At 62.7% G+C, this 19,955-nt stretch carries 15 protein-coding genes and 1 tRNA gene; 9 read left to right on the top strand and 7 right to left on the bottom strand.

The features are described from left to right. Window positions 1-47: 47 nt before the first annotated feature. Window positions 48-1,337 carry a phosphopyruvate hydratase gene (gene eno / locus HHL15_RS02515; RefSeq protein ID WP_169144217.1) on the top strand — a complete coding sequence of 430 codons (1,290 nt, stop codon included), beginning with the start codon at window positions 48-50 and terminating at the stop codon, window positions 1,335-1,337. Between the two features lie 55 nt (window positions 1,338-1,392). Next, a complete protein-coding gene (ftsB, locus tag HHL15_RS02510) occupies window positions 1,393-1,668 on the top strand; it encodes a cell division protein FtsB (RefSeq protein ID WP_169144216.1) in 276 nt (91 codons plus the stop codon). 63 nt (window positions 1,669-1,731) lie between these two features. Here ftsB and HHL15_RS02505 read toward each other — a convergent pair whose 3' ends face one another. The 4 genes from HHL15_RS02505 to HHL15_RS02490 form a co-directional block, all read right to left on the bottom strand. Further along, window positions 1,732-3,378 carry an ArnT family glycosyltransferase gene (locus HHL15_RS02505; protein WP_169144215.1) on the bottom strand — a complete coding sequence of 549 codons (1,647 nt, stop codon included), beginning with the start codon at window positions 3,376-3,378 and terminating at the stop codon, window positions 1,732-1,734. Between the two features lie 82 nt (window positions 3,379-3,460). Next, window positions 3,461-3,679, bottom strand: a complete 219-nt coding sequence (gene rpmE / locus HHL15_RS02500; protein ID WP_169144214.1) for a 50S ribosomal protein L31 — start codon at window positions 3,677-3,679, stop codon at window positions 3,461-3,463. Between the two features lie 97 nt (window positions 3,680-3,776). Then, window positions 3,777-5,048, bottom strand: a complete 1,272-nt coding sequence (locus HHL15_RS02495) for a peptidase U32 family protein (protein WP_169144213.1) — start codon at window positions 5,046-5,048, stop codon at window positions 3,777-3,779. Window positions 5,049-5,085: 37 nt separating this feature from the next. After that, window positions 5,086-6,090, bottom strand: coding sequence for a DnaJ C-terminal domain-containing protein (locus HHL15_RS02490; RefSeq protein ID WP_169144212.1), 1,005 nt, complete (start codon window positions 6,088-6,090; stop codon window positions 5,086-5,088). Window positions 6,091-6,140: 50 nt separating this feature from the next. Here HHL15_RS02490 and HHL15_RS02485 point away from each other — a divergent pair, with 50 nt between their 5' ends. Further along, on the top strand, window positions 6,141-7,319 hold the full coding sequence (locus tag HHL15_RS02485; protein ID WP_206198540.1) for a right-handed parallel beta-helix repeat-containing protein: 1,179 nt from the start codon (window positions 6,141-6,143) through the stop codon (window positions 7,317-7,319). On the opposite strand, the gene HHL15_RS02480 is transcribed toward HHL15_RS02485, so the two are convergent. The 3 genes from HHL15_RS02480 to HHL15_RS02470 all read right to left on the bottom strand — a co-directional run bounded on the left by HHL15_RS02480 (window position 7,316) and on the right by HHL15_RS02470 (window position 12,105). After that, window positions 7,316-8,851 carry a SpoVR family protein gene (locus HHL15_RS02480; protein ID WP_169144211.1) on the bottom strand — a complete coding sequence of 512 codons (1,536 nt, stop codon included), beginning with the start codon at window positions 8,849-8,851 and terminating at the stop codon, window positions 7,316-7,318. The genes HHL15_RS02485 and HHL15_RS02480 overlap by 4 nt on opposite strands. After that, on the bottom strand, window positions 8,848-10,116 hold the full coding sequence (locus tag HHL15_RS02475; protein ID WP_169144210.1) for a YeaH/YhbH family protein: 1,269 nt from the start codon (window positions 10,114-10,116) through the stop codon (window positions 8,848-8,850). Before HHL15_RS02475 ends, HHL15_RS02480 begins: the two co-directional genes overlap by 4 nt. A 66-nt stretch (window positions 10,117-10,182) precedes the next feature. After that, the gene (locus HHL15_RS02470) at window positions 10,183-12,105 is read right to left on the bottom strand and encodes a PrkA family serine protein kinase (RefSeq protein WP_169144209.1); all 1,923 of its coding nucleotides are present in this window, start codon (window positions 12,103-12,105) and stop codon (window positions 10,183-10,185) included. Between the two features lie 394 nt (window positions 12,106-12,499). Between HHL15_RS02470 and tig the strand changes: the two genes are divergently transcribed. From tig to HHL15_RS02440, 6 genes are all read left to right on the top strand, one after another. Then, the gene (gene tig, locus HHL15_RS02465; protein WP_169144208.1) at window positions 12,500-13,801 is read left to right on the top strand and encodes a trigger factor; all 1,302 of its coding nucleotides are present in this window, start codon (window positions 12,500-12,502) and stop codon (window positions 13,799-13,801) included. Between the two features lie 21 nt (window positions 13,802-13,822). Then, the gene (gene clpP, locus HHL15_RS02460) at window positions 13,823-14,467 is read left to right on the top strand and encodes an ATP-dependent Clp endopeptidase proteolytic subunit ClpP (RefSeq protein ID WP_169144207.1); all 645 of its coding nucleotides are present in this window, start codon (window positions 13,823-13,825) and stop codon (window positions 14,465-14,467) included. A 43-nt stretch (window positions 14,468-14,510) separates the two neighbouring features. After that, entirely contained in the window at window positions 14,511-15,782 is a 1,272-nt protein-coding gene (clpX, locus tag HHL15_RS02455) for an ATP-dependent Clp protease ATP-binding subunit ClpX (protein WP_169144206.1), read from the top strand. 86 nt (window positions 15,783-15,868) lie between these two features. Beyond that, window positions 15,869-18,289 carry an endopeptidase La gene (lon, locus tag HHL15_RS02450; RefSeq protein WP_169144205.1) on the top strand — a complete coding sequence of 807 codons (2,421 nt, stop codon included), beginning with the start codon at window positions 15,869-15,871 and terminating at the stop codon, window positions 18,287-18,289. Window positions 18,290-18,391: 102 nt separating this feature from the next. Next, a tRNA-Arg gene (locus HHL15_RS02445) sits at window positions 18,392-18,466 on the top strand. A gap of 199 nt (window positions 18,467-18,665) precedes the next feature. Further along, window positions 18,666-19,907, top strand: a complete 1,242-nt coding sequence (locus HHL15_RS02440) for a tyrosine-type recombinase/integrase (RefSeq protein WP_169144204.1) — start codon at window positions 18,666-18,668, stop codon at window positions 19,905-19,907. The last annotated feature ends 48 nt before the right edge of the window (window positions 19,908-19,955 follow it).

Here is a 19,955-nt window from a genome sequence, read left to right as displayed (position 1 = left end):
CGGCCCTGCGCCGCCGGTTTGCATTCAGCTAAAGAAAGAGGAAGTTCATGAGCGCAATTGTTGATGTCATTGCCCGCGAGGTACTCGATTCCCGCGGCAACCCCACCGTTGAAGCCGATGTGCTGCTCGAGTCCGGCGTGATGGGCCGTGCCGCGGTGCCGTCCGGTGCCTCCACCGGCTCCCGCGAAGCCATCGAGCTGCGCGATGGTGATGCCGCCCGCTACCTGGGCAAGGGTGTCCTGCAAGCGGTGGAAAACGTCAACACCGAGATCTCCGAAGCGCTGATCGGCCTCGACGCCGAGGAGCAGTCCTTCCTCGACAAGACCCTGATCGACCTCGACGGCACCGACAACAAGTCGCGCCTGGGCGCCAACGCGCTGCTGGCTGTCTCCATGGCCGTGGCCAAGGCCGCTTCCGAAGAAGCCGGTCTGCCCCTTTACCGCTACTTCGGCGGTTCCGGCGGCATGGCCATGCCGGTGCCGATGATGAACGTCATCAACGGCGGTGCCCACGCCAACAACTCCCTGGACATCCAGGAATGCATGATCATGCCGGTCGGCGTGAAGAGTTTCCGCGAAGCCCTGCGCTGTGGCGCCGAGATCTTCCATCACCTGAAGAAGCTCACCGACAAGAAGGGCTACCCGACCACCGTCGGTGACGAAGGCGGCTTTGCCCCCAATGTGTCCGGCACCGACGAAGCCCTCAACATGATCCTCGAAGCCGCTTCCAATGCCGGCTACGAGCCGGGTCGCGACATCGTGCTGGCCCTTGACTGCGCGGCCTCCGAGTTCTACAAGGACGGCAAGTACGAGTTGTCCGGCGAAGGCCTCTCCCTGTCTTCCGAAGGCTTCACCGACTACCTGGCGACCCTGGTGGACAAGTTCCCCATCATTTCCATCGAGGACGGCATGGCCGAGGGCGACTGGGCGGGCTGGAAGCTGCTGACCGACCGCCTGGGCAAGACGGTGCAAATCGTGGGTGACGACCTCTTCGTGACCAACACCCGCATCCTCAAGGAAGGCATCGAGAAGGGCATCGCCAACTCCATCCTGATCAAGATCAACCAGATCGGCACCCTGACCGAGACCTTCGCCGCCGTCGAAATGGCCAAGCGCGCCGGCTACACCGCGGTGATCTCCCACCGCTCCGGTGAGACTGAGGACTCCACCATTGCCGACATCGCGGTGGGTCTCAACGCCATGCAGATCAAGACTGGCTCCTTGTCCCGCTCCGACCGCATCTCCAAGTACAACCAGCTGCTGCGCATCGAAGAAGATCTCGGCGATACCGCCTTCTACCCGGGCCTGTCGGCCTTCTACAACCTGCGCAATCGCTGATTGCAGGTTTGAGCCGGAGCGTGCCGCAGTGGATGCGGCACGCTGGCTCCTTGTCATGCGCTGGCCCATCCTTATCCTGGCCCTGCTGGCCGTTCTCTTGCAGTATCCCTTGTGGATCGGCAAGGGCGGCTGGCTGCGCGTCTGGGAAGTTGAAAAGCAATTGACCTCCCAGAAGGAGGCCAATCTGAAGCTCGAGCAACGCAATACAGGTCTGGAAGCAGAGGTCCGCGACCTCAAGACCGGCTACGAAGCCGTCGAAGAGCGAGCCCGCTTCGAGCTCGGTCTGACTAAGCCGGATGAGATCTTCGTCCAGACTCCCCAGTCCAAGTAAGCAGTTCTGAAGTCAGAGGGGCGCCCTGGCGGGTCAGCCCCTTTTGATTGCCTTCCGTCCTGATCAGTTCTTCCGATACAGCCGGAACACCTCTGCCTTCCGGCCGCCGCCCAGGCGCCGCTCCCACACCGGACTGTTCCATTCCTTGGCCACATTGACGCTGTTGCCGGCCGAGCCATAGGTCAGCAGCAACTGGCAATCATCACCCGAGCTGTAACGCACGGTGCGGATGCTGGAGAAATAGTCCAGGGCTGCGCGCTGGGTGTCACCCAGGCCGCGCCGCTTGATACAGCCCGCTGCGGCCGCCGGCTGGCTTGCAAGGGCGTCCTGCAGGCTGGAGGCAATCGGCTGGTAGTTCTTGGTATAGGCAAACCAGGGTTGCAGCAAGGCCACAGCGAGACACCACAGCAGCGTCATGCCAAGCGCCCAGGTGCTTGTGGCCCGAGCCGGCACGCGTTCGGTGGCTGCGGGCAGCAGGAGCAGGGCAATGCTGATCGGTACGCCGATGAGCGCGCTGGCGAGGAAGTCTCCGCGGGGAAATTCCGGTGCAAGCTTGACGATCTGGCGGGCCAGGCCGGGCGGCCAGCTGAAATGGAGCGCCCCCCAGATCAGCCAGACCAGGAGTCCGAAGAAGAGAAACGCCATCACGCCGAACCAGTCGAAGGCATTGGCGGCGCCGCGACGCAGGCTCTGGACGCCGAAGGCTGCCAGCAGGCACAGGGGGGGCAGCAGGGGGAGCGCGCCGGCAGGCCGCAGGCCTTTGCCGGTGGTGGCGACCAGGATGATGGCGCACAGGCTGGCGATCAGCGGGATGGCGACCTGGGGCGTAGTCCAGCTTTGGCGGTTCTTCCAGAGTGCCCAGCCGGCGATCGGCCACAGCGGCCACGCGAACCAGCCAAACAGCTGCAGCAGCTTGCTCAGGCTGGCAAGGTGTTCCGTGTGGGGATGTATCGAGCGCAGCTCTTCCTGCAACCAGCGGGCCGGCTCGGCCGGCGCCTGCACGGCTACGGCGCCCAGCCACAGGGTGGCGGCGAGCAGAGCGATGCCGCAACACAGGGAAATGCTCCTGAACACGGCAGGGGTTCTACAGGCAGGGCACAGGAGCGGAGCGGCGAGCACCAGGGGCAGGGTCAGGATCAGGCCGGAGAGTCCGCCAGCCAGGAAGGCGAGGGTGATGCCAAGCCCGGCCTGGAGTCCGGCCTGCAGGCCCTGGCGGCCGAGGTTGACGGCGCCTGCCAGGCAAAGGGCCACGCCGGCGATCTGAGCGAGGGCGGGTTGGGTTTCGTGGGCATGAACCACCAGTCCCAGGCTGCCCATGCCGAGCAGGATCGCCGGGGCGAAGGCGCCTTCGCCGTAGAGTCGGCGCGCCGCCAGTGCGGTCCAGTACAAGGTGGCAGCGCAAAACAGGCTGCTGGCCAGACGGGCTGCGTCGTGTACCGGCATCAACCCGCCGAGGGCCGAGGCCAGGGCCGCGCCAAGCCAGTAATATAGAGGGCCGGAGTCCCGGTAGACCTCGCCGGCAATCTCGGGCAGCAGCCAGCCTTCCCCGCGGAGCATGGCGTGGATCGGCCCGAGGTGGGTCAGGTCGTCGCCCCGCCAGGGGAGATGCCCGGTGGTGCCGACCAGCAGGTAGACGGCCAGCAGCACTGCCAGCGGCCAGCCGGTCAGGGGCGAGGGGAGGGTGAAGCGCTTGGCTGCGTCGTTGTGCATGGCGTGGCGGGTAGGGGATTCAGGCAACAAAAAAGGCAGCCGTGGCTGCCTTTTTCGGTCGATCCCGGCGATTGCGCTGTGATCAGCCCAGACGCTGAACGGAACCGTACTTTTGACGGAAGCGCTCGACGCGACCGGCGGTGTCAACGATCTTCTGCTTGCCGGTGTAGAACGGGTGGCAGAGGGAGCACACTTCCACGTGGTACTGGGGCTTGCCCATGGTGGAGCGGGTGGTGAAGGTGCTGCCACAGGAGCAGGTCACTTGAACTTCGGTGTATTTCGGATGGGTATCGGCTTTCATCACTTTATCCTTTGGGTCCGTGGGTGGTGAATTTGGCCACCCGAGAATTCGGTATTCTGAAGTATTTCAGCGTTTTATGCAAGATTCTTCAGCCTGGTCAGGCTGCCTGGATGAAGCGCGCGACAAAGGCTCCCACGCTGTCGGCCGGCAGGGGCAGCCAGGCGCGGTGGTCGCTGCCCGGAACCCGCTGGATGGCCTGGCCTGTTGCGTCGGAAATGTGGGTGACCTGAACTTCCCGATTGCCTGCAGGGTGGATGAGTTCCAGGCGGTCCCCGACGCTGAAGGCGTTCTTCGAGGCGATCTCGGCCAGGCCGCGGGCTTCGTCGTAGCCCACCACGTCGCCGACGTAGAGGCTGCGTCCCGACTCGGAATGCCCGCGCAGGTAGTTCTGGGTTTCATGGGGCGTATGGCGTTGGTAGAAGCCGTCGGTGTAACCCCGGTTGGCCAGGCCCTCGAGCTGTCCGAGCAGGACCGGGTCCAGGCCGCGCCCGGCCACGGCGTCGTCGATGGCCTGGCGGTAGGCCTGGCAGGTTCGTGCGACGTAGTAGGGGCTCTTGGTGCGGCCTTCGATCTTGAAGGAGTCGATGCCGATCTCGACCAGCTTCTGGACATGCTCGATGGCGCGCAGATCCTTTGAATTGAGGATGTAGGTGCCATGCTCGTCCTCTTCGATCGGCATGTATTCGCCCGCACGCTTGTGGGGCTCCTCGATGAGGTGCACATCGCCGGCGCCGCAGGTTCTGGCTTCGTGAGTCTTGAAGTCCCAGCGGCAGGAATTGGTGCAGCTGCCCTGGTTGGGATCCCGGTGGTTGAAATAGCCGGAGAGCAGGCAGCGGCCGGAGTAGGCGATGCACAGGGCGCCGTGGATGAAGACTTCCAGCTCGGTGTCCGGGCAGTCTTGGCGGATGCTGCTGATCTCGTCGAGGGAGAGCTCCCGGGACAGGATCACCCGGGAGATGCCGGCCATCTTCCAGAAGCGCACGGCAGCCGCATTGACCGTGTTGGCCTGCACCGACAGGTGGATGGGCATCTCGGGGAAATTCTCCCGGATCATCAGGATGAGGCCCGGGTCCGACATGATCAGGGCGTCGGGCCGGAGGGCGATGACGGGCGCGATGTCCTTCAGAAAGGTCTTGATCTTGGCCCCGTGCGGGTAGATGTTGGCGACGACATAGAATTTCTTGCCGAGGAGGCGGGCCCGGCGGATGCCGTCGGCCAGTACCGGGATGTCGCCGAAATCGTTGTTGCGCACTCGCAGGGAGTAGCGGGGCTGGCCGGCATAGATGGCACTGGCGCCAAAGGCAAAGGCGGTGTCCAGCATGGCCAGGGAGCCGGCTGGTGCGAGGAGTTCCGGAATCTTGTGGGGCATTGCTCTGTGGGTTTTCGGATGTTCGTTGTTGTGTGGTTCAGGCGCCGGCGCGCTGCTGGTCTCGCCAGCGGGCCAGGGTCGGGCTCTGGTCGTCAAGCTGCTGGCACATGACCTGATCGGCCATTTCCAGCAGCGCTTTCTGTTCATTGGTCAGAAAACGGGGGTACTGCACCTGGAGGTGTACGACGAGATCACCCGTGCGTCGTTTTTGCCGCCCGGGAAAACCGGCGCCGGGCACCACGATGCGGGTCTCGGTGCTGCTTTCGGGGAGCAGGACGTCGATGGGCGTGCCGAGGGTGGGAACCCGGATTTCACCGCCGGCCAGGACGCGGAAGACGCTGACCGGCATGGACAGGTGCAGGTCGTGGCCCTCGAGGCGGAACAGGGGATGGGGTCGTGCCCGGAGTGCGAGATACAGGTCGCCGGGAACGCCACCATCGGGTGCCGGGCCGCCCTGGCCAGTGATTCTCAATTCTTCGCCGGGCAGCATGGCGGGAGGAAGGGTGACGGAGAGTTGCCGCTCCGCCGGGTGCCAGCCTCGCCCGTCGCATTCGCTGCAGCGGGTATCGGTGAAGTAGCCCCTTCCGTTACAGGTCGGACAGGGCTCCAGCCCTTGCGGGCTGCGGATGCGTCCGCTGCCGTGGCAGGCGCCGCACATGGTGGTGCGCCCGTAGCTGCGATGTCCGCTTCCCTCGCAGGGAGAGCAGGGTACGCGGCCGTCCACGGTCACTTCTGCAGAGCCGCCGAGGGCGGCTTCCTCCAGATCCACTTCCAGCTCCATGTGGCGGTCTTCACCCCTTGGCCTGGGCGGAGGGGCTTCATCTGCCGGAGCGTCGTCCGCCGGGGTGTCCGGTTCGGTGTAATGCGCTTCTGTCAGGCGTTCGAAGGCCTCCCGCGCAAGGCGGAATTGTTCGTGGGCGCCCGGATCCGGGTTGCGGTCTGGATGCCAGCGCATGGCCATGCGCTTGAAGGCCCGCTTGATCTCGGCGGCACTGGCGTCGGGTTTGACGCCCAGGATCTGGTGGAAATCGATTCTCGACATTTCGGTATTCTAAGCGGTGAGACCGATTCTTGGATGGAGCAGGGTAAATCATGGTGCCAGGGCGGCAGATTCTGGCGGGCCTGTGTGCTTGCCTGGCGGTGGGGCTGGCAGGCGCCGAGACCCTCAGGGTGGGGCCTGGTGAGGCGATCGCAACGATTGCCGAAGCGTCCCGCCGGGCCCGGGATGGGGATGTGGTGGAGATTGTCGCCGCGACCTACCGGGGAGATGTTGCTGTCTGGGAGCAGCGCACGCTGACGATCCGCGGCGTGTTGGGTCGTCCCCGCCTGGTGGCCGACGGCCGGATCGCCGAGGGCAAGGGCATCTGGGTGATGCGCGGTGGTGACATTCAGGTGGATAACGTGGCCTTCGAGGGCGCGCGGGGGCCCAATCTGAATGGCTCGGGCATTCGGCTGGAGGCCGGGCACCTGCAGGTGCGCAACTGCCTGTTTGTCGATAACGAAATGGGGATTCTGACGGCGAATCAGCCCGGGATGAGTCTTGAGGTGGAGGATTCGGAGTTCGCCTATGGCGTGTTGCTCGCCAGGCCGCGGATCAGTCACTTGCTGTACGCGGGACGGATAGACCGTCTCGAGGTGAGTGGCAGTTACTTCCACCATGGTCGGATCGGACATCTCTTGAAGAGCCGTGCGGCGGCAAGCCGGATCCGCTACAGCCGCTTCAGCGACGAGGTGGGCGGACAGGCCAGCTACGAGATGGATTTTCCCGAAGGGGGAGAGGTGTTGCTGCTGGGCAATGTCGTCTGGCAGGGCGCGGCCACCGAGAACAGGCGCCTGATCGCCTTTGGGGCTGAAGGCCTGCGTGGGGACAGGCATGAGCTGGTGATGGTGGCCAATACGCTGGTCGACGATCTGCCGGGGGGCGGCGAGTTCGTCGCCATCTGGGCACCTGAGCGTGTCCATGTTGTCGCAGCACACAACCTGCTGCTTGGCGGCTGTGTGGGCGGGCCTTGTCCGGATGCGGTGTTCCGCCGCGAGGAGGATGCGGGCGCCGGCTGGACCTGGCTGTCTGGCGAGGACAACCTGCAATTGCATGACGCCGCACAGGTGGCTGGGTGGATTGAACGTGGCTTGCGGCCCGGTGCCGGCGATCATGTTCCGTCGCGTCCGGCGGAGTCTGGTCCTGTGTTGCTGCCGGACCAGGAACTCATGCTGCCTGTGGGTACCCGGCCGGCAGGGCGGAGGGAGGCGCCGGGTGCCCTCGGGCCCTAGTTCTTGTCGGTGCGCCGCCGGTCCTGGCGGCATTCGTGGAGCAGTTCGATGCGCCCGTCCTCGTGGGCCACCTCCATCCGGACCACAAAGCCCCACAGCCTTGCCACGTGCTTAAGGACTTCGTCGGCCTCCCCGTTGAGAGGCCGCCTCAGGTAAGCCTGATGACGTAGCGTGAGTGAGCGGTCGCCGCGCAGATCGACGTTCCAGACCTGCAGGTTGGGCTCGCGACTGCCCAGGTTGTAGTTGTCGGACATGATCTCCCGGACCTTCCGGTAGCCCGCTTCGTCATGGATCGCCGAGACCTTGAGCTTGGCTTCCTTGTCGTCGTCGAGAATGGCGAACAGGCGGAAATCGCGCATGATCTTGGGGGACAGGAACTGGGCGATGAAGCTCTCGTCCTTGAAGTTGCGCATGGCAAAGTCGAAGGTTTCGCGCCAGTTGCTGCCGGCCATGTCGGGGAACCAGTAGCGGTCTTCGTCGGTGGGGTTCTCGCAGATGCGGCGGATGTCCTGCCACATGGCAAAACCCAGCGCATAGGGGTTGAGGCCCCGGTACCAGGGTTCGCTGTAGGCCGGCTGATAGACGACGTTGGTGTGGGAGTGCAGGAACTCCATCATGAAGCTGTCGGTCAGCAGGCCCTCGTCGTAGAGCGTGTTGATGAGGGTGTAGTGCCAGTAGGTGGCCCAGCCTTCGTTCATCACCTGGGTCTGGCGCTGGGGGAAGAAATACTGGCCGACCTTGCGGACGATGCGCACGACTTCCCGCTGCCAGGGTTCGAGCAGGGGGGCGTTCTTCTCGATGAAGTAGAGCAGGTTCTCCTGGGGTTCCGGTGGGAAGCGGCGTTCTTCCACGGTCTGGGCCTTGATCTGCTGGGCGGGCAGGGTGCGCCACAGGTCGTTGACCTGGCTTTGCAGGTATTCGGCGCGCTCCCGCTGGCGGGTCAGTTCCTTGGACAGGGACAGCTTGGCCGGGCGCTTGTAGCGGTCCACGCCGACGTTCATCAGGGCATGACAGGAGTCGAGCAGTAACTCGACCTCTTCCTCGCCGTAGCGCTCTTCACATTCGGTGAGGTAGTTACGGGCAAAGATCAGGTAGTCGATGATCGCATCGGCATTGGTCCATTGCTTGAAGAGGTAGTTGCCCTTGAAGAAGCTGTTGTGGCCATAGGCTGCGTGGGCGATGACCAGGGCCTGCATCGTCATGGTGTTTTCTTCCATGAGGTAGGCGATGCAGGGGTTGGAGTTGATGACGATCTCGTAGGCCAGGCCCATCTGGCCACGTCGGTAACCCTTTTCGGTGTGCAGGAAGCTCTTGCCGAAAGACCAGTGGTGGTAGTTGACGGGCATCCCGACCGACGAATAGGCGTCCATCATCTGCTCGGACGTGATCAGCTCGATCTGGGTGGGATAGGTGTCGAGGCCGTATTCCCTGGCCACCCGGTCGATTTCGGTGTGGTAGGCCTCGATCAGCTCAAAGGTCCATTCACCGGGAGCGGGCAGGGGGTGCCTGCGCTTCTGTTTTTTTGCGCTCATGCCAGTTTCTTTTTGAAGAGTTCACGGAAGACCGGGTAGATGTCCGGCAAGCCTTCGATGTGCTGCATGGCGAAGTTGGGGTGGGCGCCGTTGAGCTTTTCGTATTCTCTCCACAGGTTCTGGGGTTCGCCCGGGGTGATCTCGATGTAGGCGAAGTACTGCACGAAGGGCAGGATGGTGTTGGCCAGGAGTTCCCGGCAGTGCGGGGAGTCGTTCTCCCAGTTGTCGCCGTCGGAGGCCTGGGCGCCGTAGACATTCCAGGCCCCGTTGAGATAACGGGCGTGGAGGATGTCCTTCATCATCTCGAGGGCGCTCGAGACCACCGTGCCGCCGGATTCCCGGGAGTGGAAGAAGTCTTCCTCGTTCACTTCCTTGGCCACCGTGTGATGGCGGATGAACACCACCTCGATGTGCTCGTAGGTGCGCGTCAGGAAGAGGTAGAGCAGCATGAAGAAGCGCTTGGCGGTGGCCTTCTTGTCCTCGTCCATCGAGCCGGAGACGTCCATGATGCAGAACATCACGGCCTGGGTGGTGGGCTTGGGCACCTTGACCCGGTTGTTGTAGCGCAGGTCGAAGGTGTCGATGAAGGGGATGGCTTCGATCTTGGCCCGCAGGATGCCAATCTCGTCTTTCAGGCGCAGCACCTCGGGGTCGTCCGGGGGGCTGGTCTCGAGCAGGGCCTCAAGCTCCTTTTGCAACTCCCTCAGCCGGCCTTGGTAGGGTGAGGCGAGGGCGAGTCGACGCCCCAGTGCGCCGCGCAGGGAGCGCACCACGTTGATGTTGGCCGGCGTGCCGTCATTGGTGAAGCCGGCCCGCTGGCTCTTGTATTCGTGGATCCGGGCGAGCTGAGTCTTAACCAGGTTGGGCAGGGCGAGGTCGTCGAAGAAGACGTCGAGGAACTCCTCCCGCGACAGGTTGAAGACGAAATCATCCTCGCCTTCACCCTCGTTGCTGGCCTTGCCCTTGCCGGTGCCTCCACCTCCGCCGCCCTGGGGGCGATTGATCTGATCGCCGGATGAAAACTGGTCGTTGCCGGTGAATACGGTTTCCCATATGCCGCCGCGCCCATGGTGAAACTGGGGTTCGGAGAGGTCCTTGGCGGGGATGGAAACGCTTTCGCCGTTATCCAGATCCTTGATGGAGCGGCCGGATATGGCGTCGGCCACGGCCTCGCGGATCTGGTTCTTGAAACGGCGCATGAACCGCTGCCGATTGACAGCACTTTTGTTTTTGCTGTCGAACCGGCGGTCGATGATACGGACCATTCGAGCCTCCCGGGTTGTTGGCGTGCACCGGGCGGCCGACGGGGTGGTCGGCTGCCCGGCAAAGCGTCAGGACGACTTGCGGACGCGCAGATACCATTCGCAGAGCAGTCGGACCTGTTTCTCGGTGTAGCCCTTTTCGATCATGCGGTTGACGAAGTTCTGGTGCTTCTTCTGATCGTCGCCACTGGCCTTGGCATTGAAGCTGATGACCGGCAGGAGGTCTTCGGTGTTGGAGAACATCTTCTTCTCGATCACCGCCCGCAGCTTCTCGTAGCTGGTCCAGCTGGGGTTCTTGCCGTTGTTCTTGGCCCGCGCGCGCAGCACGAAGTTGACTACCTCGTTGCGGAAGTCCTTCGGGTTGCTGATGCCCGCCGGCTTCTCGATCTTCTCGAGTTCGTCGTTGAGGGCATTGCGGTCGAGGATCTCGCCGGTGTTCTGGTCACGGTATTCCTGGTCCTGGATCCAGAAGTCGGCGTAGGTAACGTAACGGTCGAAGATGTTCTGGCCGTATTCGCTATAGCTTTCCAGATAGGCGGTCTGGATCTCCTTGCCGATGAACTCGGCGTAGCGCGGCGCCAGGAATTCCTTGATGAAGGCCAGGTACTTGGCCTCATGCTCGGGCGGGTATTGCTCCTGGGCGATCTGCTGTTCGAGCACGTACATGAGGTGCACCGGGTTGGCGGCGACCTCGCGGTGATCGAAGTTGAAGACCTTGGACAGCACCTTGAAGGCAAAGCGGGTGGACAGGCCGGTCATGCCCTCATCGACGCCCGCGTAGTCGCGGTACTCCTGGTAGCTCTTGGCCTTGGGATCGGTGTCCTTCAGGTTTTCGCCGTCGTATACGCGCATCTTGGAGAAGATGCTGGAGTTCTCGGGCTCCTTGACCCGCGACAGCACAGCGAACTGGGCCATCATGCGCAAGGTGTCCGGCGCGCACGGGGCTTGCGACAGGGAACTGTTGGCGAGAAGCTTGTCGTAGATGCGGATCTCGTCGGAGACGCGCAGGCAGTAGGGCACCTTGACGGTGTAGATCCGGTCGAGGAAGGCCTCGTTGTTGCGGTTGTTGCGGAAGGCGACCCATTCGGATTCGTTCGAGTGGGCCATCACGATACCGTCGAAGGGAATTGCCCCGAAACCTTCGGTGCCCTTGTAATTGCCTTCCTGGGTCGCGGTGAGCAGCGGGTGGAGGACCTTGATCGGCGCCTTGAACATTTCGACGAACTCGAGCAGGCCGCGGTTGGCGAGGCACAGGCCGCCGGAATAGGAGTAGGCGTCGGGGTCATCCTGCGAATACTGCTCGAGCATGCGGATGTCGATCTTGCCCACCAGCGAGGAAATGTCCTGGTTGTTCTCGTCGCCCGGTTCGGTCTTCGCGACGGCAATCTGGCGGAGCACGGAGGGGCGCAGCTTGACGACCCTGAATCTTGTGATGTCACCGTTGAACTCGTGCAGGCGCTTGACCGCCCACGGGCTCATGATGGTGTTGAGGTAGCGACGGGGGATGCCGTAGTCGTCCTCGAGGATCGCCCCGTCCTCGGTGGGGCTGAAGAGCCCGAGGGGGGATTCGTGAACCGGCGACCCCTTGATGGCGTAGAAGGGAATGTTCTCGACCAGGCTCTTGAGCTTTTCGGCCAGGGAACTCTTGCCGCCGCCCACCGGACCGAGCAGGTAGAGGATTTGTTTCTTTTCCTCCAGGCCCTGTGCTGCATGTCGGAAATACGACACGATGTTCTCGATCGACTCCTCCATTCCGTAGAAGTCCCGGAAGGCCGGATAGATCTTGATCATCTTGTTGGAGAAGATGCGCGACAGGCGCGGGTCGAGCCGGGTGTCGACCAGCTCCGGTTCGCCAATGGCCTGCAGCAGACGCTCTGCCGAAGTGGCGTAAGCCATGGGATCGGTCTTGCAGAGTTCCAGGTATTCCTGGACCGACATTTCCTCTTCCCGGGCAGACTCGAAACGGGCCTGGAAGCTAGTGAAGATACTCATCTCATGTCTCCTGGGGCACATCACCCGGACCGGGGCGCCGGGCTCGCCATTGTCTGTCCGTGAACAGACGGCTCGTGACGCTGATACTTGAGCACTTCGCCCGGCCGGTCATTTCCGAAGACATGGCCGAGCATGAATCTATTTCATCCCATCTGATATCCAAAGGCTAGGGGAGTTCCACCCCCGCTGGTTCAGTTTTTCACAGATGAGGGTCGGAAGCCAAGCACTGGCGCGGGGGCTGCGAGCGGACCCAGGGCCTGTGTTAGACTAAAGGTTTTTCCGACGACTGTTCGAACAGTTTCATTAAGGGAATGCGTGGGAAGGCACATGTCTTGCTAAGCTTTTCCTGTCCTGTTCGTAAGGCGTTATTGTTAAGACCGATCAGGGAATTTTCATGAGCAACCAGGTTACCGTGAGCGCGCTGGAGCGCCGTATCGACATGTCCGTGCCGCTGGCCGAGATCGACAAGGATGTGGAAGCCCGTCTGAAGAAGATGGCCCGCACCGCCAAGATGCCGGGCTTCCGCCCTGGCAAGGTCCCGTTCCGCATGGTGGCCCAGTCCTACGGCCCGCAAGCCCGTTCCGAAGCCATCGGCGCCGCTGTCGAGAAGGCGCTCGGCGAGCAGATCCGTTCGCAGAGCCTGCGCGTGGCTGGTTACCCGAACATCGAGCCGAAGGAGTCCACCTCCACCGAGGCGCTGGAATTCACCGCCGTCTTCGAGGTCTACCCGGAGATCGTCATCGGTGACGTGAGCGGCCAGGACGTGGAGCGTCCCCAGCTTGAGGTTGGCGATGCCGAAGTCGAGAAGACCCTCGACGTGCTGCGCAAGCAACGCACCATTTTTGTGCCCGCCGAGCGTGCCGCCCAGGACGGCGACCGTGTGCTGATCGACTTCACCGGCCGCAAGGACGGTGTGGAGTTCGAGGGTGGTCAGGCGACCGACTTCCCCTTCGTGATCGGCGGCGGCCAGATGCTCAAGGATTTCGAAACCGCGGTGCTGGGTCTCAACGTGGGTGAAAGCAAGACCTTCGACATGACCTTCCCCGAGGACTACCACGCTGCTCACCTGGCCGGCCAGACCGTTCAGTTCGAAGTGGCCCTCAAGAAGGTGGAGGAGCCCAAGCTCCCCGAGATCGACGCCGAGTTCGCCAAGACCCTGGGCATCGCCGACGGCGACGTGGCCAAGATGCGTGAAGAGGTCAAGGCCAACCTGGAGCGTGAAGTGAAGCGCCGCATCCAGGCCAAGATCAAGGAACGCGTGATGAACGTGCTGATCGAGACCCACCCGATCGAAGTGCCGAAGGCGCTGGTCGAGCAGGAGTCCGCCCAGCTTGCTGAAAACGCCAAGAAGGATTTCGAGGCGCGTGGGATGCAGACCAAGAACCTGCCGATCGAGACCTCCTGGTTCGCCGAGCAGGCCGTGCGTCGCGTCAAGCTTGGCCTGATCATGTCCGAGCTGGTCAAGAGCAAGGAGCTGCACGCCAAACCCGAACAGATCCGCGCGATCATCGAAGATTTTGCAGCCAGCTACGAAGACCCGAGCGAGGTCGTGAGCTGGTACTACTCCCAGCCCCAGCGTCTGGCCCAGGCCGAGGCGCTGGTGATCGAGGACAACGTGGTGGAGTGGGTCGTCAGCAACACCAAGACGGTCGACGTCGCCACTTCTTTTGACGACTTGATGGGTAATGCGGCTTAATTCCGCGGAGAGCAACGGCAAATGAATCCACTGACACCCCCGTTTTCCCGTAGTGAATGGGATCCGGTCGGCCTCGGCCTGATCCCCATGGTTGTCGAACAGAGCGGTCGCGGTGAGCGCTCCTACGACATCTATTCACGCCTGCTCAAGGAGCGGGTGGTGTTTCTGGTAGGGCCGGTCAATGACGTGACCGCCAACCTGATCGTCGCCCAGCTGTTGTTCCTCGAGTCCGAGAACCCGGACAAGGACATCTCCTTCTACATCAACTCCCCCGGGGGCTCCGTCACGGCGGGCATGGCGATCTACGACACCATGCAGTTCATCAAGCCGAACGTGAGCACCCTGTGCATCGGGCAGGCGGCCAGCATGGGCGCCTTCCTGCTTGCCGCCGGTGAAAAGGGCAAGCGTTTCTCGTTGCCCAATTCCCGGATCATGATCCATCAGCCGCTGGGCGGCTTCCAGGGGCAGGCCTCGGATATCGAGATCCATGCCCGGGAGATCCTGTCCCTGCGCGCCAAGCTCAATGACATGCTGGCCAGGCACACCGGCCAGACCGTCGAGCAGGTTGAGCGAGATACAGACCGGGACAATTTCATGTCCTCGGAAGACGCCGTGCGCTACGGTATCGTCGACAAGGTGCTCTCCAGCCGCAGCGATGTGGGCTGATCATCTTTCGGCGAGCAATAAGTAACAGAGAGAAAGGGCTGTAATGGCGGACAAGAAAACGAGCGGCGAAAAGCTCCTGTATTGCTCGTTCTGCGGCAAGAGCCAACACGAGGTCCGCAAGCTCATCGCGGGCCCGTCCGTGTTCATCTGCGACGAGTGCATCGAGCTGTGCAACGACATCATTCGCGACGAGATTACTGCCGACACGGGCGGTGCCAAGGGCGTAAAGGGTGAATTGCCCTCGCCCAAGGAAATCAGCGCCATCCTCGACCAGTACGTGATTGGTCAGTCCCCGGCCAAGCGCATCCTGTCGGTGGCGGTTTACAACCACTACAAGCGCCTGCGCCACCTGTCCAAGACCCACGACGACGTCGAGCTGTCGAAGAGCAACATCCTGCTGGTCGGCCCCACCGGCTCCGGCAAGACGCTGCTGGCGCAGACCCTGGCCCGCCTGCTCAACGTGCCCTTCGTGATGGCCGATGCGACGACCCTCACAGAGGCTGGCTATGTGGGCGAGGACGTCGAGAACATCATCCAGAAGCTGCTCCAGAAGTGTGACTACGAAGTCGACAAGGCGCAGCAGGGGATCGTGTACATCGACGAGATCGACAAGATTTCCCGCAAGTCCGACAACCCGTCCATTACCCGCGATGTGTCCGGCGAGGGCGTGCAGCAGGCCCTGCTGAAGCTCATCGAGGGCACCATTGCCTCGGTGCCGCCCCAGGGTGGCCGCAAGCATCCGAACCAGGATTTCGTGCAGGTGGACACCACCAACATCCTGTTCGTCTGCGGTGGCGCCTTCGACGGCCTGGACAAGGTGATCCGCAACCGTACCGAGAAGTTCGGCATCGGCTTCGGGGCCGAGGTCAAGAGTCGCGAGAACAAGGACATCTCCGAGGCTCTGCGCGAAGTGGAGCCGGGCGATCTGATCAAGTTTGGCCTGATTCCCGAGCTGATCGGCCGCCTGCCGGTGGTTGCCACGCTGCAGGAACTCGACGAGGAAGGGCTCATCCAGATCCTCGTGGAGCCGAAGAATGCGCTGATCAAGCAATATCAGAAACTGTTTTCCATGGAAGGCGTCGAACTCGAAGTGCGCCCGGCGGCCCTGCAGGCAATTGCCCGCAAGGCCCTCAAGCGCAAGACGGGTGCCCGTGGCCTGCGTTCCATCCTTGAAGGAACGCTGCTCGACACCATGTATGAATTGCCGTCCATGGAAAATGTTTCCAAGGTTGTCATCGATGAAGGCATGATCGAAGGTGGCGCAAAGCCGATCCTGATCTACGCCGATCAACCTAAGGTCTCCGGCTCCAACTGACCTCAAGCAGAAGTTTTTCGCAGGACTGCTTGAATTGATGTCACTAGGGCCCCATATGGGGCCTTAGTGCCTTTAAAGGAAAAATCATGTCGAGCACGCTTGACCTCCCCGAAGAACAGATCGAACTCCCGCTGCTGCCCCTGCGCGACGTAGTCGTGTTCCCGCATATGGTGATCCCGCTCTTCGTGGGTCGCCCCAAATCCATCAAGGCGCTCGAGAACGCGATGGAGGCCGGCAAGAGCATCCTGCTGGTCGCCCAAAAGTCGGCTGCCAAGGACGAGCCTTCGGCCGAAGATCTGTACGATCTGGGGTGCATCGCCAACATTCTGCAGATGCTGAAGCTGCCCGACGGTACCGTGAAGGTGCTGGTTGAAGGCGTCCAGCGTGCCCGCGTGATATCGGTCGAAGATCTGCGCACCCTGTTCGTCGCCAAGGCGCAACCCCTGCCGCCTGCCGAAGCCCCGAACAACGAGGTCGAGGCCATGCGCCGGGCCATCATCAGCCAGTTCGACCAGTACGTTAAGCTCAACAAGAAGATTCCGCCGGAGATCCTCAGCTCCCTGTCGGGCATCGAAGAGCCGGGCCGCCTGGCTGACACCATTGCCGCTCACCTGCCGCTCAAGCTCGAGCAGAAGCAGGAAATCCTCGAGATGTTCGATGCCGGCGAGCGGCTTGAGCGTCTCCTCAACCAGCTCGAAACCGAACTGGACATCCTCCAGGTCGAGAAGCGCATCCGTGGCCGCGTCAAGCGCCAGATGGAAAAGAGCCAGCGCGAGTACTACCTGAACGAGCAGGTCAAGGCCATTCAGAAGGAACTCGGCGAGGGCGAGGACGGCGCCGACCTCGAGGAGATGGAGAAGAAGATCAAGGCTTCCGGCATGACCAAGGAAGCCATGGCCAAGGCTCAGGCCGAGCTCAAGAAGCTCCGCCTGATGTCGCCGATGTCGGCCGAAGCGACGGTGGTCCGCAACTACATCGAGACCGTCATCGGCCTGCCCTGGAAGAAGAAGTCCCGCATCAGCAAGGACCTGGCCGAGGCCGAAAAAGTCCTCGACAAGGAGCACTACGGCCTCGAGAAGGTCAAGGAGCGCATCCTCGAATATCTTGCCGTGCAACAGCGCGTGGACAAGCTCAAGGCGCCGATCCTGTGCCTGGTCGGCCCCCCGGGTGTGGGCAAGACCTCTCTCGGGCAGTCCGTGGCCCGTGCCACCAACCGCAAGTTCGTGCGCATGAGCCTGGGCGGTGTGCGCGACGAGGCCGAGATCCGTGGCCATCGCCGCACCTACATCGGCTCCATGCCGGGCAAGATCCTGCAGAACATGTCCAAGGTGGCCGTGCGCAACCCGCTGTTCCTGCTGGATGAAGTGGACAAGATGGGCCAGGACTTCCGTGGCGATCCGTCGTCTGCCCTGCTCGAAGTGCTCGATCCGGAACAGAACTCGACTTTCGTCGACCACTACATCGAAGTGGAATACGACCTGTCCGATGTGATGTTCGTGGCCACCGCCAACACCCTCAATATCCCCGCGCCGCTGCTCGACCGGATGGAGGTCATCCGCCTGTCGGGTTACACCGAGGACGAGAAGGTGAACATCGCCCAGCGTTACCTCGTGCCGAAGCAGATGAAGAACAACGGCATCCAGCGCGAGGAGTTGTCGGTCACCGAAGACGCGATCCGCGACATCGTCCGCTTCTACACCCGTGAAGCGGGTGTGCGGGGCCTCGAGCGCGAGATTTCCAAGGTCTGCCGCAAGGTGGTCAAGGCATTGGTGCTGGGCAAACGCAAGGCCAAGGTCATCGTCAATGCCAAGAACATCGACAAGTATCTGGGCGTGCGCAAGTACACCTACGGCGTGGCTGAAAAGGAAAATCAGATCGGCCAGGTGACCGGGCTCGCATGGACGGAGGTGGGCGGAGAACTGCTGACCGTCGAAGCCGTGGCACTGCCGGGCAAGGGCAAGATCATTACGACCGGCAAGCTCGGCGAAGTCATGCAGGAGTCCATCCAGGCCGCCCTGTCGGTGGTACGTCGGCGGTCCAGGTCGCTGGGGATCCAGGAAGACTTCTACCAGAAGTCCGACATCCACATCCACCTGCCGGAAGGCGCGATTCCCAAGGATGGTCCGTCCGCCGGCATCGCCATCTGCAGTGGCCTGGTTTCCGTGCTCACCGGCATCCCGGTGCGCTGCGACGTGGCCATGACCGGCGAGATCACGCTGCGGGGCGAAGTGCTGCCCATCGGCGGTCTCAAGGAGAAGCTGCTGGCGGCGGTGCGTGGGGGTATCACCACGGCGCTGATTCCTCAGGAGAACGTCAAGGATCTCACCGAGATCCCGGACAACGTCAAGAACGCCCTGGAAATCATCCCGGTGAAGTGGATCGACGAAGTTCTTGAGCACGCCCTCGAGCGCAAGCCCGAACCGCTGCCCGAAACGCCCGCCGGTGAGGTCCCCGTTGCCGCCGCAACCCCTGAAGCAGTGGAGAACGGTGGCGTCGTCAAGCATTGACGAGCAACGGGGATGAGCGCGGCTGCGTTCATCCCCGGCATGGAACCCAAAATTCGGGTGGCGCGCCCTGAGTCCAGCAGGCTAAAATGCTGGGCTGTCCACCTCTCCGTAGTTCAATGGATAGAACGGGCGCCTCCTAAGCGCCAGATACAGGTTCGATTCCTGTCGGGGGGACCACACTGCTGCATCACGCAGTGTCAGGTAGAAGCAGAAGCACACGAAGAAGCCCGCGATTGCGGGCTTTTTTGTTTTCCGGGCGTATCATCTTGAGTCAGGCGGTCGCATCCCATCGCACAGATTCTGTCGGTACACATGACGGTACTTTCAGATACCGTCGCAGCGATGCGTGTTGTGTACCGTCAAACCAGGGGATGCGATGCTCAACGACACCCAGTGCAAGCAGGCGAGGGCTGCCGAAAAGGCGCTGAAACTTGCCGATGAGAAGGGCCTGTACCTGCTCGTTTCCACTGCGGGCGCGAAGTACTGGCGCATGGACTACCGGTTTGCGGGCAAGCGGAAGACTCTAGCGCTGGGGGTCTATCCCGAGACCCCACTCAAGCTGGCCCGCCAGAAACGCGACGAAGCCCGCCGCCTCCTGGATGCCGGCACTGATCCCAGCGAAGTGCGGCGCACCGAGAAGATCGCCCGCAAGGTGGCGGCCGACTCGTCCTTTGAGGCGGTGGGCCGTGAGTGGCACGAGAAGCAGAAGGGGGAGTGGGTCGAGACCTACGCCGCCAAGGTGCTCACCTCTCTGGAGCAAGATCTCTTTCCCAGCCTCGGGCGGCGCCCGGTCGGCGAGATCAGCGCCGCGGAGATGCTGGCCACGCTGAAGAAGGTGGAGGCACGCGGCGCCCTCGAAACCCTCAAGCGGGTCCGCCAGCGGGCCAGCGATATCTTCCTCTACGCCATCGCCACCGGCCGGGCGGAGAACAACCCGGTCACCGGCCTGCACAAGGCATTGAAGACGGCCTCGGTCACACACCGACCCGCTCTGCGTTCAACTGACCTGCATGAGTTCTTCATCCGCCTCGATGCGGTCCGTGTCACGGTCATGGTGAAGCACGCCATCACTTTGCTGGCGCTGACCTTCCTTCGCCCTGGCGAGCTGCGGGGCGCCCGGTGGGAGGAGATCGACCTCGATGCCGGCGTCTGGGTCGTCCCGGCCGAGCGGGACCGTACTCGCGGCCTAGTGGGCATGAAGATGAAGGAGGACCACACCGTGTCCTTGTCCTCCCAGGCGGTGGCGGTGCTGCGAGAGATGCACAACATCACCGGCTTCCGGGATCTGGTCTTCCCCAACCGGAACGATCCGAAGCGGCCCATGAGCAACGGCACCATCAACAGCGCCCTGCGGGCCATGGGCTACGCCGGGGATGAGGTGACTGGGGCAGGGTTCCGGACCACCGCAACCGGGGCGCTCCTGGAGATGGGGTGGCGCCCGGAGGTCATCGACCGGCAACTGGCGCACCGGGAGCGGAAGGAGGTCTTCGGAGCGTACTCCCACCAGGCGGAGTACCTTGCAGAGCGCCGCAAGATGATGCAGCAGTGGGCCGACTGGCTGGACGCTGCAAAGAGTGGGGCCAAGGTCATACCCTTGCATGGGCATGCCGCCGCATGACCTGACGATTAGCCGAGCAGCACGCCGCGCCTAGGTCGGCCAACCGAA

The sequence above is a fragment of the Zoogloea dura genome (assembly GCF_012927165.1).
GTDB lineage: Bacteria > Pseudomonadota > Gammaproteobacteria > Burkholderiales > Rhodocyclaceae > Zoogloea > Zoogloea dura.
The sequence above is the reverse complement of the archived record's forward strand: the minus strand, read 5'-3'. Positions and strand labels throughout refer to the sequence as shown.